The organism is Veillonella sp., from assembly GCF_015058545.1.
Classification (GTDB): domain Bacteria; phylum Bacillota; class Negativicutes; order Veillonellales; family Veillonellaceae; genus Veillonella_A.
Genome location: NZ_SVCB01000117.1, coordinates 1 through 17,490, shown reverse-complemented (window position 1 = coordinate 17,490; position 17,490 = coordinate 1). Strand labels below are relative to the sequence as shown.

General features: G+C 44.9%; 17 protein-coding genes and 2 other annotated features. Of the genes, 4 read left to right on the top strand and 13 right to left on the bottom strand.

From position 1 onward, the window contains the following. The 3 genes from E7204_RS07835 to E7204_RS07825 all read right to left on the bottom strand — a co-directional run. Positions 1 to 627 (bottom strand): energy-coupling factor transporter transmembrane component T (locus tag E7204_RS07835; protein WP_295183318.1); only part of this gene is annotated, 627 nt, incomplete at its 3' end. A gap of 8 nt (positions 628 to 635) precedes the next feature. Beyond that, positions 636 to 1,445: an ABC transporter ATP-binding protein gene (locus E7204_RS07830; protein ID WP_295183317.1), complete on the bottom strand. Its 810-nt coding sequence runs from the start codon at positions 1,443 to 1,445 to the stop codon at positions 636 to 638. Positions 1,446 to 1,578: 133 nt separating this feature from the next. Beyond that, positions 1,579 to 2,997, bottom strand: a complete 1,419-nt coding sequence (locus tag E7204_RS07825; RefSeq protein WP_366483646.1) for an ABC transporter ATP-binding protein — start codon at positions 2,995 to 2,997, stop codon at positions 1,579 to 1,581. 94 nt (positions 2,998 to 3,091) lie between these two features. Further along, positions 3,092 to 3,342, bottom strand: a binding site (T-box leader). A 401-nt stretch (positions 3,343 to 3,743) separates the two neighbouring features. On the opposite strand from E7204_RS07825, the gene E7204_RS07820 reads away from it, so the two are divergent. Both E7204_RS07820 and panB read left to right on the top strand, forming a co-directional pair. Next, a complete protein-coding gene (locus E7204_RS07820) occupies positions 3,744 to 4,736 on the top strand; it encodes a Rossmann-like and DUF2520 domain-containing protein (protein WP_226974408.1) in 993 nt (330 codons plus the stop codon). Continuing rightward, on the top strand, positions 4,729 to 5,568 hold the full coding sequence (gene panB, locus E7204_RS07815) for a 3-methyl-2-oxobutanoate hydroxymethyltransferase (RefSeq protein WP_295183312.1): 840 nt from the start codon (positions 4,729 to 4,731) through the stop codon (positions 5,566 to 5,568). The genes E7204_RS07820 and panB overlap by 8 nt, the downstream gene beginning before the upstream one ends. 274 nt (positions 5,569 to 5,842) lie before the next feature. On the opposite strand, the gene leuB is transcribed toward panB, so the two are convergent. The 8 genes from leuB to E7204_RS07775 form a co-directional block, all read right to left on the bottom strand. Then, positions 5,843 to 6,916, bottom strand: coding sequence for a 3-isopropylmalate dehydrogenase (gene leuB / locus E7204_RS07810; protein ID WP_295183310.1), 1,074 nt, complete (start codon positions 6,914 to 6,916; stop codon positions 5,843 to 5,845). A gap of 99 nt (positions 6,917 to 7,015) precedes the next feature. Continuing rightward, positions 7,016 to 7,510 (bottom strand): 3-isopropylmalate dehydratase small subunit, encoded by a 495-nt coding sequence (locus tag E7204_RS07805; RefSeq protein ID WP_295183308.1) that lies wholly within the window; start codon positions 7,508 to 7,510, stop codon positions 7,016 to 7,018. Between the two features lies 1 nt (position 7,511). Next, positions 7,512 to 8,771 (bottom strand): 3-isopropylmalate dehydratase large subunit, encoded by a 1,260-nt coding sequence (gene leuC, locus E7204_RS07800; protein ID WP_295183307.1) that lies wholly within the window; start codon positions 8,769 to 8,771, stop codon positions 7,512 to 7,514. 143 nt (positions 8,772 to 8,914) lie between these two features. Then, positions 8,915 to 10,510, bottom strand: a complete 1,596-nt coding sequence (locus E7204_RS07795) for a 2-isopropylmalate synthase (protein ID WP_295183305.1) — start codon at positions 10,508 to 10,510, stop codon at positions 8,915 to 8,917. Between the two features lie 510 nt (positions 10,511 to 11,020). After that, positions 11,021 to 11,222 (bottom strand) — a binding site (T-box leader). A gap of 73 nt (positions 11,223 to 11,295) precedes the next feature. Beyond that, complete coding sequence (locus E7204_RS07790) at positions 11,296 to 12,006, bottom strand: DUF805 domain-containing protein (protein WP_295183304.1); 711 nt, start codon at positions 12,004 to 12,006, stop codon at positions 11,296 to 11,298. Positions 12,007 to 12,057: 51 nt separating this feature from the next. Then, the gene (locus E7204_RS07785) at positions 12,058 to 13,215 is read right to left on the bottom strand and encodes a glycoside hydrolase family 3 N-terminal domain-containing protein (protein WP_295183302.1); all 1,158 of its coding nucleotides are present in this window, start codon (positions 13,213 to 13,215) and stop codon (positions 12,058 to 12,060) included. A gap of 15 nt (positions 13,216 to 13,230) precedes the next feature. After that, positions 13,231 to 13,857: a hypothetical protein gene (locus E7204_RS07780; protein WP_295183300.1), complete on the bottom strand. Its 627-nt coding sequence runs from the start codon at positions 13,855 to 13,857 to the stop codon at positions 13,231 to 13,233. Positions 13,858 to 13,873: 16 nt separating this feature from the next. Beyond that, the gene (locus tag E7204_RS07775) at positions 13,874 to 14,452 is read right to left on the bottom strand and encodes a hypothetical protein (RefSeq protein ID WP_295183298.1); all 579 of its coding nucleotides are present in this window, start codon (positions 14,450 to 14,452) and stop codon (positions 13,874 to 13,876) included. Between the two features lie 306 nt (positions 14,453 to 14,758). Here E7204_RS07775 and E7204_RS07770 point away from each other — a divergent pair, with 306 nt between their 5' ends. After that, positions 14,759 to 15,574: an ADP-ribosylglycohydrolase family protein gene (locus tag E7204_RS07770; protein WP_295183295.1), complete on the top strand. Its 816-nt coding sequence runs from the start codon at positions 14,759 to 14,761 to the stop codon at positions 15,572 to 15,574. 327 nt (positions 15,575 to 15,901) lie between these two features. Beyond that, the gene (locus E7204_RS07765; protein ID WP_295183293.1) at positions 15,902 to 16,069 is read left to right on the top strand and encodes a hypothetical protein; all 168 of its coding nucleotides are present in this window, start codon (positions 15,902 to 15,904) and stop codon (positions 16,067 to 16,069) included. Positions 16,070 to 16,233: 164 nt separating this feature from the next. Here E7204_RS07765 and E7204_RS07760 read toward each other — a convergent pair whose 3' ends face one another. Both E7204_RS07760 and E7204_RS07755 read right to left on the bottom strand, forming a co-directional pair. After that, positions 16,234 to 16,797 (bottom strand): DUF805 domain-containing protein, encoded by a 564-nt coding sequence (locus tag E7204_RS07760; protein ID WP_295183291.1) that lies wholly within the window; start codon positions 16,795 to 16,797, stop codon positions 16,234 to 16,236. 256 nt (positions 16,798 to 17,053) lie between these two features. Continuing rightward, on the bottom strand, positions 17,054 to 17,490 hold a 437-nt coding region (locus E7204_RS07755), incomplete at its 5' end, for a DUF805 domain-containing protein (RefSeq protein ID WP_295183289.1).

The window sequence follows — 17,490 nt, the reverse complement described above, 5'->3', positions numbered from 1 at the left end:
GGCTGTCACTACATAATCTAAGCCTTTCATGCCAACCGTAGCTACGAAGCTGTGATCTTTATTACCGAAACCGCGAAGTTCCAAAGATAGCGCCATTGTTTCCGAACGGCCTAAGGATTTTAACAATAATGGTTGAATGACGGAACCGTAGGAAGTAAAGCGTTTGAAGAAATTACCTTCCAAAGCTAAGCCGCGACAAGCCTGAGCTTCCTGAACAGCATGGCTTTCCGCAATAAAATCCGGTACGAAACGAAGGGCTGCAGTGAACATGAACGCATATTCGTAAGGAATTTTACACTGCGTAACCAAGGCTGCCGTTAAATCCTGTAATTTCGTGGTTGCCAAAAGCATGATGAAGACCATGGTCATGCAAAGCATGCGAAGGCCGGTTACGTAAGCCGATTCCAAGGTACCGCCGCCAAGGAACTGTACCACTGCCAAGAACACGGCGAAGGCGGCTAAGGTTAAAACAGCTTTATATTGGCGAATCAAAAGACCTGTTACTAATAAAATTAAGAGTTCCAAAGCCAACAAAAGGCTTAATTCATAGGTTGTTGTCAAAAGGACAGCCCATGCGGAAAAGGCGATGGTCATTAATATTTTGGTAAATGGTACTAATCGATGCATGGTTCCTCCTAACTGCGAGCCTTTAAGGCCAGCATTTTTGCTTCAAATTCTGCCATTGATTTGCAATAACCAAGGCCCGGTACCGTTTCTGCCAATTCCACACATGGCGGTTTGGTAAGACCTAAGTCAAATAAATCATCACGGTTCGTAAATAATTCTTCCGGTTTCCCGTCAAACGCTTTCGTGCCGTAGCCCACAATAATAGCGCGGGTGCAGTGGCTTGCCATGATTTCCATGTCATGAGTAACAAGGATAATCGTAAGTCCCGTAGCACGCAAGGTTTCCAACAATTCCAAGAGTTCGCGTGTTTCCCTACCGTCTTGACCACTGGTCGGTTCATCAAGAATTAAAATCTTGGACTTCATAGCCAAGGCCGAAGCAATGGCTACACGCTGTTTTTCACCACGACGTAAAGTCGGTGGATACGCATCGCGCAAATGACTGATGCCCGTATCGGCCAAAGCTTTGGACGTAATATCCGCCACTTCCGCTTTGGTGTAACCTAATTGTTCCGGTCCGAAGGCCACTTCTTCAGCCACCGTTGGGCGGAACATTTGGCGATCCGGCTGTTGGAACACGTAGCCGATGAAACGGCCTCGTTCCGATGGCGGTAACGCCGTAATATCTGTGTCATTATAATAAATCTTGCCGCTGCGCGGTTTTTCAAGGCCCATTAATAAACGGGTTACCGTCGTTTTACCGCAACCGTTGCGACCGCCGATGGCGATGAATTCACCTTCGCCGATGGAAAAATCTACATTATCTATAATATCTTGGCCCAGCACATAGCCGAAACGCAAGCCTTTAACCTCCAGCATACGAACCTCCTGTTTTTAATCCGTTAGCTAATTCTTTATCTACCGCTGTAACTTTAATGACTCGGTAGTGCTATCTATTTTATGTTGCTTTTCTCTTATACTCTTTACCCGCTCTCACAACTGCTTTGATTGGCTAGGCTTTTAAACCTTCTTTAGCAGCTGCCACGCTGAGCCATGGTTTTTCAAAAGCAAAACCTGCTTCTTCTAGACGCATATAGGTTGTGAAGATGGATGGCAATGCGTCCACATAAATTTTGTGGTCATACATGTAACGCAAGGTTACTTCCGGCACATCGTCGGTGCGAAGTTCGCCGTCTACCATGAGGGCCATGCGATTGGCATATGGCAGCACTGCATGAAGGTCGTGGTCGATAACGACTACGGTAATGCCGTATTCCTTATTAAGGGCACCCACTAAGCGATACAATTCAGCAGTCCCTTCCGGATCGAGGGAACTGGTCGGCTCATCCAACACGAGGATGGATGGATTCGTGGCAAGCACGGAGGCAATAGCCAAACGTTGACGCTGACCGCCGGAAAGACTTGGAATCTTACGGTTTTCCATGCCTTCAAGACCAACCTGTTTGAAAACTGCGGCACTTCGTTCTTTAATCTGTTCCGGTGTATAACCGCGGTTTTCCATGGCGAAGGCCACTTCTTCGGCTACCGTCATGGTTACGAGCTGCGTGTCATAATCGGCCAGTACGACACCGATTTCCGTAGCCAATTCGGAAATTTCCGCCTGCGTCGTGGCTTTACCGTTTACGAATACCATGCCTTCCATACGACCGCCGTAGAATTTAGGCACCGCACCAATCATGGCCATACATAAAGTGGATTTACCGCAACCGGCAGGACCGGTAATAACGAGGAAGTCCCCATCGTTTACAACTAAATTAATATCTTTCAAAGCCGGCTTGGTTTGCTGGCCGTAATAATAAGAGAAATGTTCAATAGAGATTTTAGCATCCGTAGCCGGTGTCAATTCATACATACTATGGTCGCTGGAAATAACTTCATCCGCTTTCGGTAAATAACCGCGGCGCGCGAATAAGCGTTGTGCCGGCAAATATAAAAGCGGTGTAATAACGGCGTTAATAGCAGCTACCAAAAGAACTAACGGCCACATAGCTTTCGTGTACACTTCAGTCGGTAACGCTAAAACTACATACAAAACGGTAACGAAAATCCCGCCCGATACAACGGTACTTAAGAATCCGGATACAACCGGCGGTACAATCATGCGACCGAATTTCAAACGGCTGAACATGTGAACCACGAAGGCGGCGGTGAGTGCCCCGGCCGGTTCACTCAATAAGTTCGCATACGGAAACGCCGATTTAGAAGTCATCAGGTTAATTAGGGCTGCCACAAGACCAATCCCTAAGGACTGACGATAATTTGGTCTGGTCAAATGAATGGCTACGCAGTAGGTAGCAATCATCCAGTTCGGCGTAATGCCCGCCACGCTAGGGCTGACTAAGTGTAAAATCGTACCTAACGCAAGCATTAAGGTACTGACTGTGACCCAGCGGAACTGCCCGCCTTGCACATGTGTATATACTAATTTTGAAACATCTTGAACTCGCTACATCCTGTTCTCCTACTAAAAACGGGTATAAAAAAAACCTTCCAATCCCAAAATACATAGGGACGAAGGTTAATCCGCGGTGCCACCCCGATTGGTCAAAAGACCCGGCTCACTACGTACGGCCTACCCAATACAGGCGATACGCGCTCCTTTGGTAACGGTCGGAGATGACCGGTGACGCCTACCTACTGGTTCGGGCCACATCTCCCAGGTCCATTCACTATACTTTCTTGCACCGGGCTTCCACCATTCCCGACTCGCTGTAGCCGAACTTGTATAGCTACTCTTCCTGTTCACAGATGATAACTATATGTTTTATCCAATTATACACACAAGCGATTTAAGAAGTCAATACGATTTTCACAAATTATGACAAATCTTTTTGCTGGCTCTCAGAATCTTTATTCATGGTTGCTGCTGTAGCTTTATTCATAATCTTCGTTCTCCAATAAATATATAAGTTAGCGTTTAACACGTCATTTCAATAAACAGTTCGCTATGCTATAATAACAGTGAAATAGAGTGGTATCTATCAAGAACCACATCGCTTTCAACAGGATTTATAACTTCATAATTTATTCTAGTTTTATCGCTTGGATCTTTTAGACCGGGACGAGACGCAACATAGGAATTTTATGCGCATTTCGTGGTCGAAGTGCGCCTTTTTTATGAAAACTTGCGGCACGTCAAAAGCAGAAAGGAGTTTCATGAAAATCGGTATTATCGGCGGGGGCAAAGTCGGTTCTACCTTAGCTCGTCATTTGAGCACTCGTTTGGTGGGCATCGTAGGTTCTTCTTCTGAAAAAACCACCCAATTAGCCACCAAGTACAAGGTACCTTGTATGACTCACGCTGAACTCGCCGCCAAGGCGGATTTGGTATTACTCACCGTACCGGACAGGCAAATAGCCATCGTCGCCAAAAGCCTCGCTGCCGAGGCTCAACAAGAGCCGGCTATAGGGAGTACCGTTTACTTACACTGCAGCGGCAGTTTAGACCTGTCACCCCTTAAGCCTTTGCAAGACATTGGCGCTTTCGTAGGCAGTCTTCATCCTCTGCAAAGTTTTGCCGGTGAAAACACCGTTTTAAAAGGCATTTACATGGCCATTGACGGTGATGAAAAGGCACAACAAGCCGCCCATGAACTGGCAACGATTTTAGAAGGACGAAGTTTTCACGTTCCCGCCGCAGACAGACCGCTCTATCACGCAGCCGCCTGTATCTGTGCCAACTATACGGTCACCTTACAGGCCATGGCGCAAGAGCTTATGAGCCGTTGGTTAGTGCCAACTAAGATTTCAGACTCAACCAAAGACTCAGCCAAAGGCTCAACCAACGAAGCACCGGCCAACGTTTCAGGCTCCGGCTCAGTCATTATGGACTCAACCAAGCCTTCGAAGGCCGCTTGGCAAGCACTTTTGCCATTATTCCAAGGCGTCGCCGCCAATCTTGAAAAGGCTGAAAATCCCGGTTCCGCTCTTACCGGCCCCATCGCGCGGGGCGATATAAACACGGTACAGAGCCATTTAGGGGTTTTACCAAAAAACATGATTCCGGTTTACATACAATTGGGCATGGCCACAACGCAGTTGGCCCTAATGAATCAGACAATTACGCCGCTTATGGCGGAAGAACTATTCGATCTATTTAATTCCGTTCACTATGAAGCTACTACTAAGGAGGAGACTTCACATGAGTAACAAACCAAAAACTATTACAACCATCAAACAAATGAAGGAACAGGGCGAACCGATTACCATGATTACGGCCTATGACGTAGCCATGGCGCGCAATGTAAATGAAGCGGGCATCGACATGATTCTCGTAGGTGACTCCGTCGGTAATATAATGCTCGGTTACGAATCCACTCTTCCTGTTACGATGGATGAAATGATACATCATACCAAAGCGGTAATGCGCGGCAATTCAACGGCTCTCGTGGTAGCCGACATGCCGTTCATGAGCTATCAGGCAGACATGGCGGAAGCCATGCATAATGCGGGCCGTTTCTTAAAAGAAACCGGCTGTACCGCCGTAAAACTTGAAGGCGGTCAAGAAGTGGCCCCTTTGATTAAGAAACTTACCACCGCCGGCATTCCGGTAGTAGCCCATATCGGTTTAACACCGCAGTCGGTAAATCAACTCGGCGGCTTTAAAGTACAGGGCAAAGACATGGAAGCGGCGCAGCAACTCATTGATGATGCCAAAGCCTTGGAAGAAGCAGGCGCTTTCGCCTGTGTCTTAGAATGTGTACCTGCTGCCTTAGCTACCAAAGTAACGCAATCCCTCAAAACGATGGTAACCATCGGCATCGGTGCGGGCAACGGTTGCGACGGGCAAGTACTGGTTTGCAACGATTTACTGGGCGTAAGCACCGGCTTTTCACCGAAATTTGTCAAAAAATACGCCAATCTCCATGACATCACGGTCAACGCGGTAAAAGACTATATTGCGGATGTAAAAAGTCGTGAATTCCCGGCCGAAGAACATACCTTTAAGATTGACGATTCTGTGCTGGATAAATTATATTAAAGTAAATCCCGCAACTATAAACACGCATAAATACATACAGGCATATATAAACATATTTAAACACACATAAACACATATAGGCACATATAAGAAAATATGTGGTTTCAAAATTCAAAAAGGCGATAAGTTCAGTTTATTTTTGAATTTATCGCCTTTTAAGTTAGCAAATTATAGGACAAATCAGCAGCACTTTCCCTACATTATATTTTACCCTATCTAAAGTTAAGGTTTGAAAATATAGGTAATTGACATTAAATAGGCTGAGCTAAGTTAGTTAAATATATTGTAAAACCGCTGCTGTCATGCCATTTGTATCGACCCGTTGCATGCCGTCCTTATAAATATCGCCCGTACGATAACCCGCTTCCAAGGCTTTTTCAACGGCTGCTTCAATAGCATCAGCGGCCTTAGGTGCGTTCAACGAATAACGACACATCATGGCGGCCGACAAAATGGTGCCCAAAGGATTGGCAATGCCTCGGCCTGCAATATCCGGTGCGGAACCGTGGATTGGTTCATATAACGCAGTACCCGTACCGATGGAAGCGGATGGCAAGAGACCCAGTGAGCCGGACACAACGGCGCCTTCGTCACTTAAAATATCGCCGAATAAATTGGTCGTAACGATAACATCAAACTGGCCGGGATTCACTACAAGCTGCATAGCCGTATTATCTACATACAAATAGTCCATATCAATTTCCGGATTAGCCGCCGCTTTCTCTTGGGCAATCTTACGCCATAAGCGGGAGGAGGCCAACACATTGGCTTTATCCACACTGGTAATCTTACCGCGACGTTTAGCCGCCGTTTCAATGGCCACATCCATGATGCGCTCAACTTCATAGCGATGATACGTTTCCTTATCCCATGCCAATTCATTGGGACCTTCCCCTTCCGCTTCTTCACGTTCTCCGAAATAAATACCCCCGGTCAATTCACGGACAATGACAAAATCTACATTTTGTACCAGTTCCGGCTTTAACGGTGAATAATCTTGTAAGGCTTTAAAAATGCGAACCGGTCGTAAATTACAAAAAAGACCTAAAGCTTTACGAAGACCGAGAATTGCTTTTTCGGGGCGAATAGATGGGGCAACATCATCCCACTGCGGGCCACCAACCGCCCCTAGCAAAACAGCATCCGCCGTTTCACAAGCTTTAATCGTCTCCGCCGGCAATGGCTCGCCATAGGCATCGATGGCTTCACCGCCGGCCTTTTTTTCAACCCATTCTATCGTTATATTATCTTTTGTCACAGCCGCATCAACTATACGGCGTGCCGCCGTCACAATTTCACGACCGATACCGTCGCCGTTAATGGCCACAACCGTTTTCTTTGTACTCATACTATTCCCTCTATTTTTTCTCAAAATCTCAATACCCAAAATGGAAAAGATGGTGAAGTTTACTTAAGCATCACTGCGTTGTTTGGCAAAATTCACCAGCTAAGCATCGCTGCGTTGTTTAGCAAAATTCACCAACCCGCCGGCCTTGGCGATAGCCTGTACAAACGGTGGTAACGCGGTGCCTTGATACACTTCGCCGGTCGTCAAATTATGCACTTCACCGGTACTCATATCGACACCCACTTCATGGTCGGCGTGGATTTTTTCAACCGCATCGCCGATTTCAATAACGGGCAAACCGATGTTGATAGCATTGCGGAAGAAGATGCGGGCAAAACTATGAGCAATGATGCAAGGCACGCCATTGGCTTTTATAACCGCCGGCGCATGCTCACGGGAGGAGCCGCAACCAAAATTCTTACCGGCCACCATAATATCACCAGGCTTCACATTCGGTGCAAAAGTAGTATCAATATCTTCCATGGCGTGAGTGGCCAGTTCCTGCATGTCGGCAATCGCCAAATAACGGGCCGGAATGATAACATCCGTATCTACATTATCGCCGTAGCGCCAAATTTTTCCTTGATAATCCATATTATACCTCCTCCGGACCGGCAATGCGTCCCAAAACGGCACTGGCCGCTGCCACGTACGGACTGGCCAAATACACTTCACTATCTACATGGCCCATACGGCCTCTGAAATTACGATTCGTCGTGGACACAGTACGTTCACCGGCCGCCATAATGCCCATATAGCCGCCTAAGCAAGGGCCGCAAGTCGGTGTGCTTACCGCACAACCGGCATCTACAAAAATATCTACCAAGCCAGTTTTAATGGCCTCATCATAAACAGCCTGACTGCCCGGAATAACGATACAACGAACGAAGTCAGCGACTTTACAATCTTTAAAAATAGCCGCTGCCGCCGCTAAGTCTTCATAACGGCCGTTCGTACAGGAGCCGATGATTACCTGGTCAATAGCGATGTCCTTTGCAATTTCATCTACATAATGCGTATTCGATGGTAAGTGCGGGAACGCAACGACCGGCTTTAACGCCGCTAAGTCAATGGTCACGGTTTCGCTGTATACAGCATCTTCATCAGCTACAACCGGCGTGAATTCGCGTTTCACGCGACCTGTCACATAGGCCTCAGTCGTTTCATCGTAAGGGAATACACCACATTTCCCGCCCGCTTCAATAGCCATATTACAGATGGTTAAGCGGTCGGCCATGGTCATATGGGCCACGCCGTCACCGGTAAATTCAATGGCTTTATAACGAGCCCCATCAACGCCGATGCGACCGATAAGTTCAAGCACGATATCTTTGCCGGTTACCCAACGATTCGGCTTGCCCGTAAGTTCTACCTTAATGGCTTCCGGCACTTTGAACCAAGTCTGCCCCATGGCCATAGCAACGCCCGCATCAGTAGAGCCTACGCCGGTGGCAAACGCGCCAAGCGCTCCATAAGTACAGGTATGTGAATCCGCGCCGATAATCATATCGCCCGGTGCCACCAAACCCTGTTCCGGTAACAATACATGTTCGATGCCCATACGACCTACTTCAAAGTAATGGGTTATTTTTTCGGCTTTTACAAAATCCCGCATCACTTTAGCTTGCTCGGCCGATTTTATGTCCTTATTCGGTGTGAAATGGTCAGGTACCAAATAAATACGATCACGGTCAAATACGGGTTTACCAATCTTTTTAAATTCTTTAAGGGCCGGTGGAAAAGTAATATCGTTCATCAATACGGCATCCACTTTGCACTCAATAATATCGCCTGCTTTCACGGCATCCACACCGGCGTGGCGCGCCATGTTCTTCTCTGTCATCGTCATCCCCATAACGAAATCCTCCTAAATCTCTCTTGTTCTCTTAATCTATTTCTTATTGCCTTATTTCCGATAACCGGCTTCATGCGGCCTCTTTAGTATCACATGACATCTTCGGCTACAGGTTGTAACTCAATCTAAGGCGTTACATGTTATCATTCACTCTCTACGGCTACTTCGCGGTCAATTTCTTCGGCCAAATACACATAGTTTACGGCATTAATATAGGCCAACACACTGGATGAAATTACATCGGTGCTCACGCCGCGACCGTTATAATGGCGGCCTTTATATTCAATCGTTACCTGCACTTCACCGAGCGCATCCTGCCCTTCCGTTACGGCTCGTACCTGATAATCTTTCAGTTCAATCGGTAAACCGATAACACGTTGCGCCGCCTTGAGCGATGCATCTACAGACCCGTCACCGACAGCTGCGTCTTCACGAATCCCTTGCGGTGTTTTTAATCTTACATCAGCGTACGCATAACCGCGCTCATTCGATTTATAGTGATGATGGACAAGTTCCACTGCTTTTACATGGTCGATATTATCGATAACCAAGGCCAAAATATCTTCGTCAAAAATCTCTTTTTTCCGATCCGCCAAGGCTTTGAATTTAGCGAATAAATCATTCACCTTTTCAGTGGAGAACTTAAAGCCCATACCTTCTAAATGGCTTTCAAAAGCGTGGCGTCCGGAATGTTTGCCAAGGACGATGCTCGTTTTCTCGGCGCCTACACTTTCCGGTGTCATAATTTCATAGGTGGTCGGATTATTCAACATACCGTGCTGATGAATACCCGATTCATGGGCAAAAGCGTTACGCCCTACAATCGCCTTATTCGGCGGTACCACCATGCCCGTCAATTTGCTGACCAATTTGCTGACACGGGTGAACTGTTTTATATCGATGGCGGTGGTTACGCCGTAAATATCGGCGCGGGTTTTCAAAGCCATTACCACTTCTTCAATCCCCACATTGCCGGCTCGCTCGCCCAGGCCGTTAATGGTGCCTTCCACCTGCCGCGCACCTGCTTGAATCGCTGCCAACGTGTTGGCGTTGGCCATGCCCAAATCATCGTGACAGTGAACACTGATGATGGCTTTATCGATGTTCTTTACATGCTCTTTGATGTAGCGGATTTTATAAGCAAATTCATCCGGCGTCATGTAGCCCACCGTATCCGGCACATTCAGGATGGTCGCGCCCCCTTCAATGGCGACGGCAAACACTTCACACAAATAGTCTAAGTCGGTACGCGAAGCATCTTCGGCGGAGAACTCAATTTCATCAAACTTACCGGCTGCAAAGGCCAAGCAGTCTTTTACGATTTCAATGACTTCATGGCGCGTTTTTTTCAATTTATATTCCAAGTGAATATCGCTGGTGGCAATAAACACATGCAAGCGGCTATGCTCAGCGCCCTTCAAGGCTTCCGCCGTCCGCTCAATATCCGCTTTATTAGCTCTGGCCAAACCGCAAATAGTGGCACCTCTTACTTCATCGGCGATTTTCTTAACCGCTTCAAAGTCCCCCGGCGATGCAGCAGGAAAGCCCGCTTCGATTACATCAATCCCTAAGCGCACCAAGTTCTGCGCGATTTCAATCTTCTCCGGCGTCTGTAAAGACACCCCCGGGCTTTGTTCACCGTCACGCAAAGTAGTATCAAAAAAATACACTCGATCCTGATTGACCGTGTTATTGGTATTCGCTTTAACTGTGTTATTGACTGCCTGTCCCTGATTCATATCCATTCCCTCTCTTTTCGCTCTCTTATTTCTCAACTTAGCGCCCCTATATTTAGCGCACTCTTTCGTTACTCAAATTTTCATCAGTACGGCGCTCTCACCTGCCATACTAAACTCATCATGTCTTAAGCGAACCGGTAGAGCCCCGCGCTCTCACCCACGGGACCGGTTCCTCGCTTCTCACTCAAATGAGTCCCCACCGCATCATGCTCTCACCCACGATGCACGCTCTCTCTCTTTCTCAAAAGAACCGTCGCGCCATTATTTTTAAACTATTCTTCTTAAAAAATCTTGACTCGGATAATATAAAAACGCCCCCGGAGGCACAGTCACACTGTACGTCCAGGGGCGTTATATACATTAATAGGTCATATTAACAGTTATGCTTTTGATCGATGAATGTAAGACTTGAAGATTTGAAGATTATAATATTTAAAACGTATAGACTTGAAGTTTAAATATTTTTATTGTTTCATCTATCAAAAAAGCCCCCGGAATCACATAATGTGTTCCAGGGGCATCATAAACTATAACACGGTACCACCCTAGTTGGTTCTCTTGTAGTTATAACGGAACTACCGTCACGGCTTACTTCGGTTCAGCCGCAATGCTCCGAGGCGAGTTTCGATACTATCCGTTCTATTGCCTCGCACCGCCCGGCAACTCTCTGTAAGCAACTAAATAGTTCTTTATACCTGTTCATCGCATATCTCATTTGATTGTTGCTATTTTCGCACATACATATATACTTTGTCAAGAGATTTTTTTAAAAAATTTACCGCCCTTTAAAAATTACGGCCAAAAAGCGTTGGCTTCTGATAATTCGAATAATCCGGCAACGGCCCATATTGATTCGTTTCCGGTTGACTCTGCTGTATGCTGAAAATTAACAGAACGATAACACCAAATGGTACAAATACGATTAAATACCACCAGCCCGTACGACCGATATCATGGAGCCGCCGTACCTGTACGGCTATGGACGGTATGATAAAAGCAAGTCCGATTACACTGCTTATAATACTGCCATAGTCTGAAATCATGCTAAAAATAAGCGTTAACAAGGAGCCAACCACCCATTGCGCCAATACAAAGCGCCAAAATTCACTGCGCGTAGCTCGCCCTCTGAAATCAGCATATTTATCTTTAAGGCACATAATATAATTATCGATTAACGATAAGGAACCAACCCAATTAGCCGGATAACCTTCCCCATTCTCCCAGTTGGCATAGTGTGTATTACTACTTTGCGGCTTAGCCGCCGGCACCTGATTATCAACACGACTTGCTTCAGCCGGAGCTTCCGGTGCCGTGTCTTCCACATACACAGGCTTATTAAATTGACTGTTTTCTTTGAACTGTTCTGATTGATGCTCTTTATTCGGCTGCGCCGGTTCACTCACTTCCGGTGTTACCACATGCCCCACCGCCGTGCCGCATTGAGCACAAAACCGACTGTTTTCACTAAGCTTAGCTCCACATTTTGTACAATACATATCTATCGCTCCTTTACCTTATCCCCTATTTCTATTTATCCCTTACTCCACTTACCACTCCAAATTGTGGCTAAGCTTTAGCAATAACACATGACGCACCGCATCATTTAAGCGTTCCTTCGCTATGTCACCACTGCGTACAGCCTTTAAAATGGCATTGTACCCTTCGATGGCGTGGTCATATTCCTGACCGATGAGCACGATATCCACACCGGCATTGATAGCTTTTACACTCATATCGCCAAAACTGTAATGATTGGCAACGGCACCCATTTCCATATCATCCGTAATGATGACACCTTTATAGCCCAGTTTTTGACGTAAAATATCTTGCATAATAACCTTAGATAAGCTGGCCGGCATGGTATCATCGAGATTGCTGTATACCGCATGAGAAACCATGACCATATAGTCGTCGTTATTCACCGCTTGTATCACTGTTTCAAACGGTTTTAAATCGGTAGCCCATAATTCATCGGCTGATGCGTCAATCGTGTTTCCTTCTTTATGTAAATCCGTCACTGTGCGGCCGATGCCCGGAAAATGCTTTAACGAATAAATAAGTCCCGCCTCATGATAGGCTTTACCTACGGCTTCCACAAAAGGTATGACTTCAGCCGCGTTGGTACCGTAAGAGCGTTCATCGGCAAGGCCCAAATCGGCAACCAGCGCAAAGTTCACATTAAAACCTAATGATTTTAACTCTTTACCGCTTGATAATGCCAGTTTTGCGGCTTCCGCCGGTGTACCTTGCCCCAGCTGTTCGGCAGCCGGTACTTTTACGAGCTCACTGCTCAGGCGCGCCACCCAGCCCCCTTCCTGATCTACCGCCACGAAAAGCGGTGCTTTTTCACTTTGACGAGCCGTTTTTTGTAAGTCTTGGATTAAGCCGGAAACTTGTGCTTTAGATTCCATGTTACGATCGAATAAAATAATGCCGCCCATTTTGTATTCACTCAGCATATAGCGCACATCGTCATTTACCTGAGTCCCTTGCATGCCGAATAAAATCAGCTGACCGACTTTTTCTTCATCACTCATGGCCTCAAGTAATGAGTCTACCTTTTGCTTGGCCGTCAAATCCGTCTTTTGCCAAATTTCTTCCTTAGCCTGGGGCTTTGTATCAGAGCCACACCCCGCCATAACTACTAACGCTATGAGCAAAGCCATTAAAATTCCAAGCCGCCTAAGCCATTTTCTTTCTTTCATTAATTCGCCTCACTTCTAAATTTTACGGGCCGACATATCATCAATAAGCCAGCCCGACCCTTGTTTACGCATCGTCACTTCGCCGGCAAACTTACTCGCCACCGTGCCGCCCTTATTACCTGTATAGTCTTCCGCATGCAACGTATACTGAATCACAATAGTGTCATCTGTTTGGGAAATAACGCGCATGGAATCCACTATACTTTCCTTGGTTTTGATATACCCCATGGACCAATCATAAAAAGAATTGCCCCCTTCTCGCTTATAATTCTCAGATAACAAATCATAGGCCTTAGAAATATCACCATCAGTAATCATCTGATGATATGTTCTAAAGGTGTTCATAGCACTGTCAGCGGCCAATGTTTTTGGATCGGACGATTTAGGTTTTACTACCGGTTGCGTTTTAGTTACTGTTTCGGTTTCCGTAGTTGTCACACCTTGTGGCGTAAAGGTCGTCACTTCCTTTTTAGTATCCAGTATTTGCTGATTTCGTTCCTGATAACTTTCATCGGCATAATCAGCCGCTTCCTCCAATACGCTCATCGTATTGGCATAGGACATATACATATTACCAAAAAATAAAAATACCCCCAGTACACAAGCCCCAATAATTTGTCCCTTGTCATTTCGTTGATACATACTAACCTCCTCCTCCCTACAACGGTTGTTCTTTAAGCTCATCGATTAGCCATACGGGCCCCTCTTTGCGCAGTGTCGCTTCACCGGCAAATTCCCTACGCACCGTATCGTTACCTTCATCGACCAACTTATGTAATGTGTATTTAATGATAATCGTATCCTCGGTTTGTGAAACTAAATCCATTGAAGATACGACAACGCCTTTGGTTGCGCTAAAGCTGTTAACCCATGTCTCATAATTACCGGCCACATATAACTGATAATTATCGGAAAGCAATTGATACGCACGGGCATACTCATGCTCCGTAAAAAACAAATGATAATTTACAAACGAAGTCAGCGCTCCTTTAAGCTCCTCGATTGCCAGCACATCCTTTGACGTGGCTTTCGCTTCACCGGCAACGCCCGACTCTGATGCTACCTCCTTTGACTCGGATTTTAAACCTAAGGCCTGCTTCCCCTGCTCCCAATAACCAACCCATCGTTTGGCCTGTTCAAAAACTGTATCCACACTATTTGTGGAAACCATTATAGATGCCGAAGCCATGATTAAACACCCGATAAGAATTCGCCGTATTAGATTCCAATAATTCATCCCATCACTCCCCGATTAACTAACCCCCTTAAACCATTTACCTAAAAATTAAATTGCTCCCTTTTAAAGCATCACTCTATAAATAAAGAGTTCCACACGCAATGAAAGTTTCCCTCTTTTAACTTTTCACGACTTCATTTTATAATCACGTTTCAAGTATCTTGATAAAATCCGTTGAACTTTGACTCTATATTTAAGTAAAAAAACATATGGTATAATATAAGCCTAATGAAATTTTATGGTTTTTAACCTGAATATTCATTATTTTTTAATTGAATTAGGTGTTGGAATGAGGAGGCGTATACTATGTTAGGTGCAATTGTAGGCGACATTGTAGGCTCCCGTTTTGAATGGGACAATCTGAAGTCTAAAGAATTTGAACTTTTTAAACCCCCTTGTCATGCTACCGATGATTCCGTGATGACCATAGCCATTGGTAATGCTTTATTAAAGGCTGCTACGGCTCCCCCTGAAAAGCTAGCTCAAACAACCGTAATGTCAATGCGTATTCTGGGACGAGCTTATCATGGTCCTAATTACGACTATGGCGGCATGTTTTACCAATGGCTCTATGAAAAAGACCCAAAACCATACAACAGTTTTGGGAACGGTGCGGCCATGCGCGTCAGCGGCTGTGCCTACGCCGGCGACAGCTTAGAAGAAGTCCTTAATTTAGCTCACACCGTAACAGCTGTCACTCATAACCACCCAGACGGTATTGCCGGCGCGCAAGCTACGGCCGGTGCCATTTATTTAGCACGCACCGGTGCTTCCAAAGAGGATATTCGCAAATTTGTACAAGATAATTATTACGATTTGAACTTTACCATTGACAGAATTCGTCCTACCTACACATTTCAAGGCAGTTGTAAAGGAACGGTACCGCAAGCCGTCGTAGCCTTTCTTGAAGGTAACGACTTTGAAGATACCATTCGTAATGCCATTTCCATCGGCGGCGACAGCGATACCTTGGCAGCCATTGCCGGCTCTATTGCTGAACCGTTCTTCGGAATTCCGCGAGAAATTGGTGATACCGCCTTGTCTTACTTAGATACGCCACTCTTAAAGCTGTTCTGTGAATTTGAAAAAACCTTTATTTTTCCGAAACAGCCGAAAAAATAGAATACACTAAAAATTTTTCTTAGGAAGAATTAACAATTAATAGTGACCGTCAATTAATATGAATTGGCGGTCATTTCTCATTAATGGACGAAGTATGGATATATTCTTCAAAAGAATGTATCCAAAACAAATCATCATATATCGAAATATTGCGATTTACTTTTAGATTTGCTATAATAAAACAGTAATAGCAAGCAATGTGCTTATATAGAGCACAATAATCAAGCCAATAATCGACTGCATCATATATTCTGTTACAAACCGATGCCTTGCTTGTATTTTGCACTTATTTATCAATGAAATTTAAACAGTTGGGAGACTTTTAGAATGAAATCTTTAATTATGTTATTGTTAGCCGGCTTATTTATGTATATTTCCTTCAAAATGATGGTATTTGCATTTAAAGTAGGCTTCATGGTTGTATCCATTCTCTTACTTTGCGGTTTTGTTTACTACCTCTATCGTTCTTTCACTTCGAAAAACGCAGAAGAGTAATTCATTAACTACATACCGAGTAAAAATCCTAAAAAGCGATGGACGCGGAGTCCATCGCTTTTTGCATTCATTTTAAAAGACCGATAAGACTAGTTAACTACTAATCTTATCGGCCTAAAAACCAACACAATTTGTCCTATAAGGTAGAAACAGCACAAAATATCTTATATATCTGAAATCTTCTTATTGTTGAACCACTTTTTACTTACATGATCTGTATAATCCGGCAACGGCCCATACTCATTTTCATACATCTGACTTGGCAAGAGTGTAAAAACAAAGAGAATCAAACTACCGCCCGGAATAAGATGTAAGAAATACCACCAACCGCTGAAGCCGGTATCATGATAACGCCGTATTTCACAGGTAATAATAGGTGGAAACAAGGCTAGCCAACCGGCTACGCTGATAAAAAAGAAAAAGAAGAACGGCACATTGGAATCGGCTGCATTCATAAACATTCCGGTAATAAATATCAACGGAAATTCAACTACAAGGATTAATAGTCCTACAAATAACATAAACTTCCAGTACTCACCGCGGGTAGCACGCCCTTCAATGGTACAGTACTTTTCAATAAGGCATAGTTTTATATTTTTAGTGAATTCCAGCGAACTCTTCTGATGATTTGCTACTACCGGTACGGTCGAAGCGACTCTCATTTGCCCACAATTAGGACAAAATCTGTCTTCCGCCGACAGCTCTTTACCACAATGACTACAATACATACTACTCCTCCTGCTACCGATTTAACAAAACACGAAATCGGCAATAAACTATCAGTATTAAACGACTGCTTATGAGTCGTCTCTATCTCTTATTCTATTTTAACATACTTTTTCAATCATTTTTGTATACAAAAAAACAGCCATGAGCTTTGAGCTCACCTTTTCACGAACTTTTGAAAAGCCTGTCTCATCAAAGCCTATGACTGTTTTATAAATTCAACGCGTAAAATTTACATGACTAAATAATTGCTCACGATTACCCCTGATAATTGCTGTAATCAGGCAATGGACCATATTTATTCGGCAACGGATTGCTTTTTAAAAGCATTAAAACGATACCTGCGATAGTACCTATAACCGGAATTAAAATGAGTATTAACCACCAGGCACTACGATTGGTATCATGAAGTCGTCGAACCATCACAGCTAATGACGGCATAAACAAAACTATACTCAATAAACTGAGCACCCCGTCAACAATTTCACTGGAATCGAGAATTGCGCCAATTAGCGCAGCAACAATTACAATCACATAATGCACCAAAGAAAACTTCCAATACTCCCCCCGTGTAGCACGCCCTTGGATGGTAAAGTATTTTTTAGTCATACACATCTTAAAGTTTTCCCAGATTGGCAAAGAACCTACCCAATGTAAAGGATAGCCATCCGCATCTACCGCCGGCATCGCCGCCT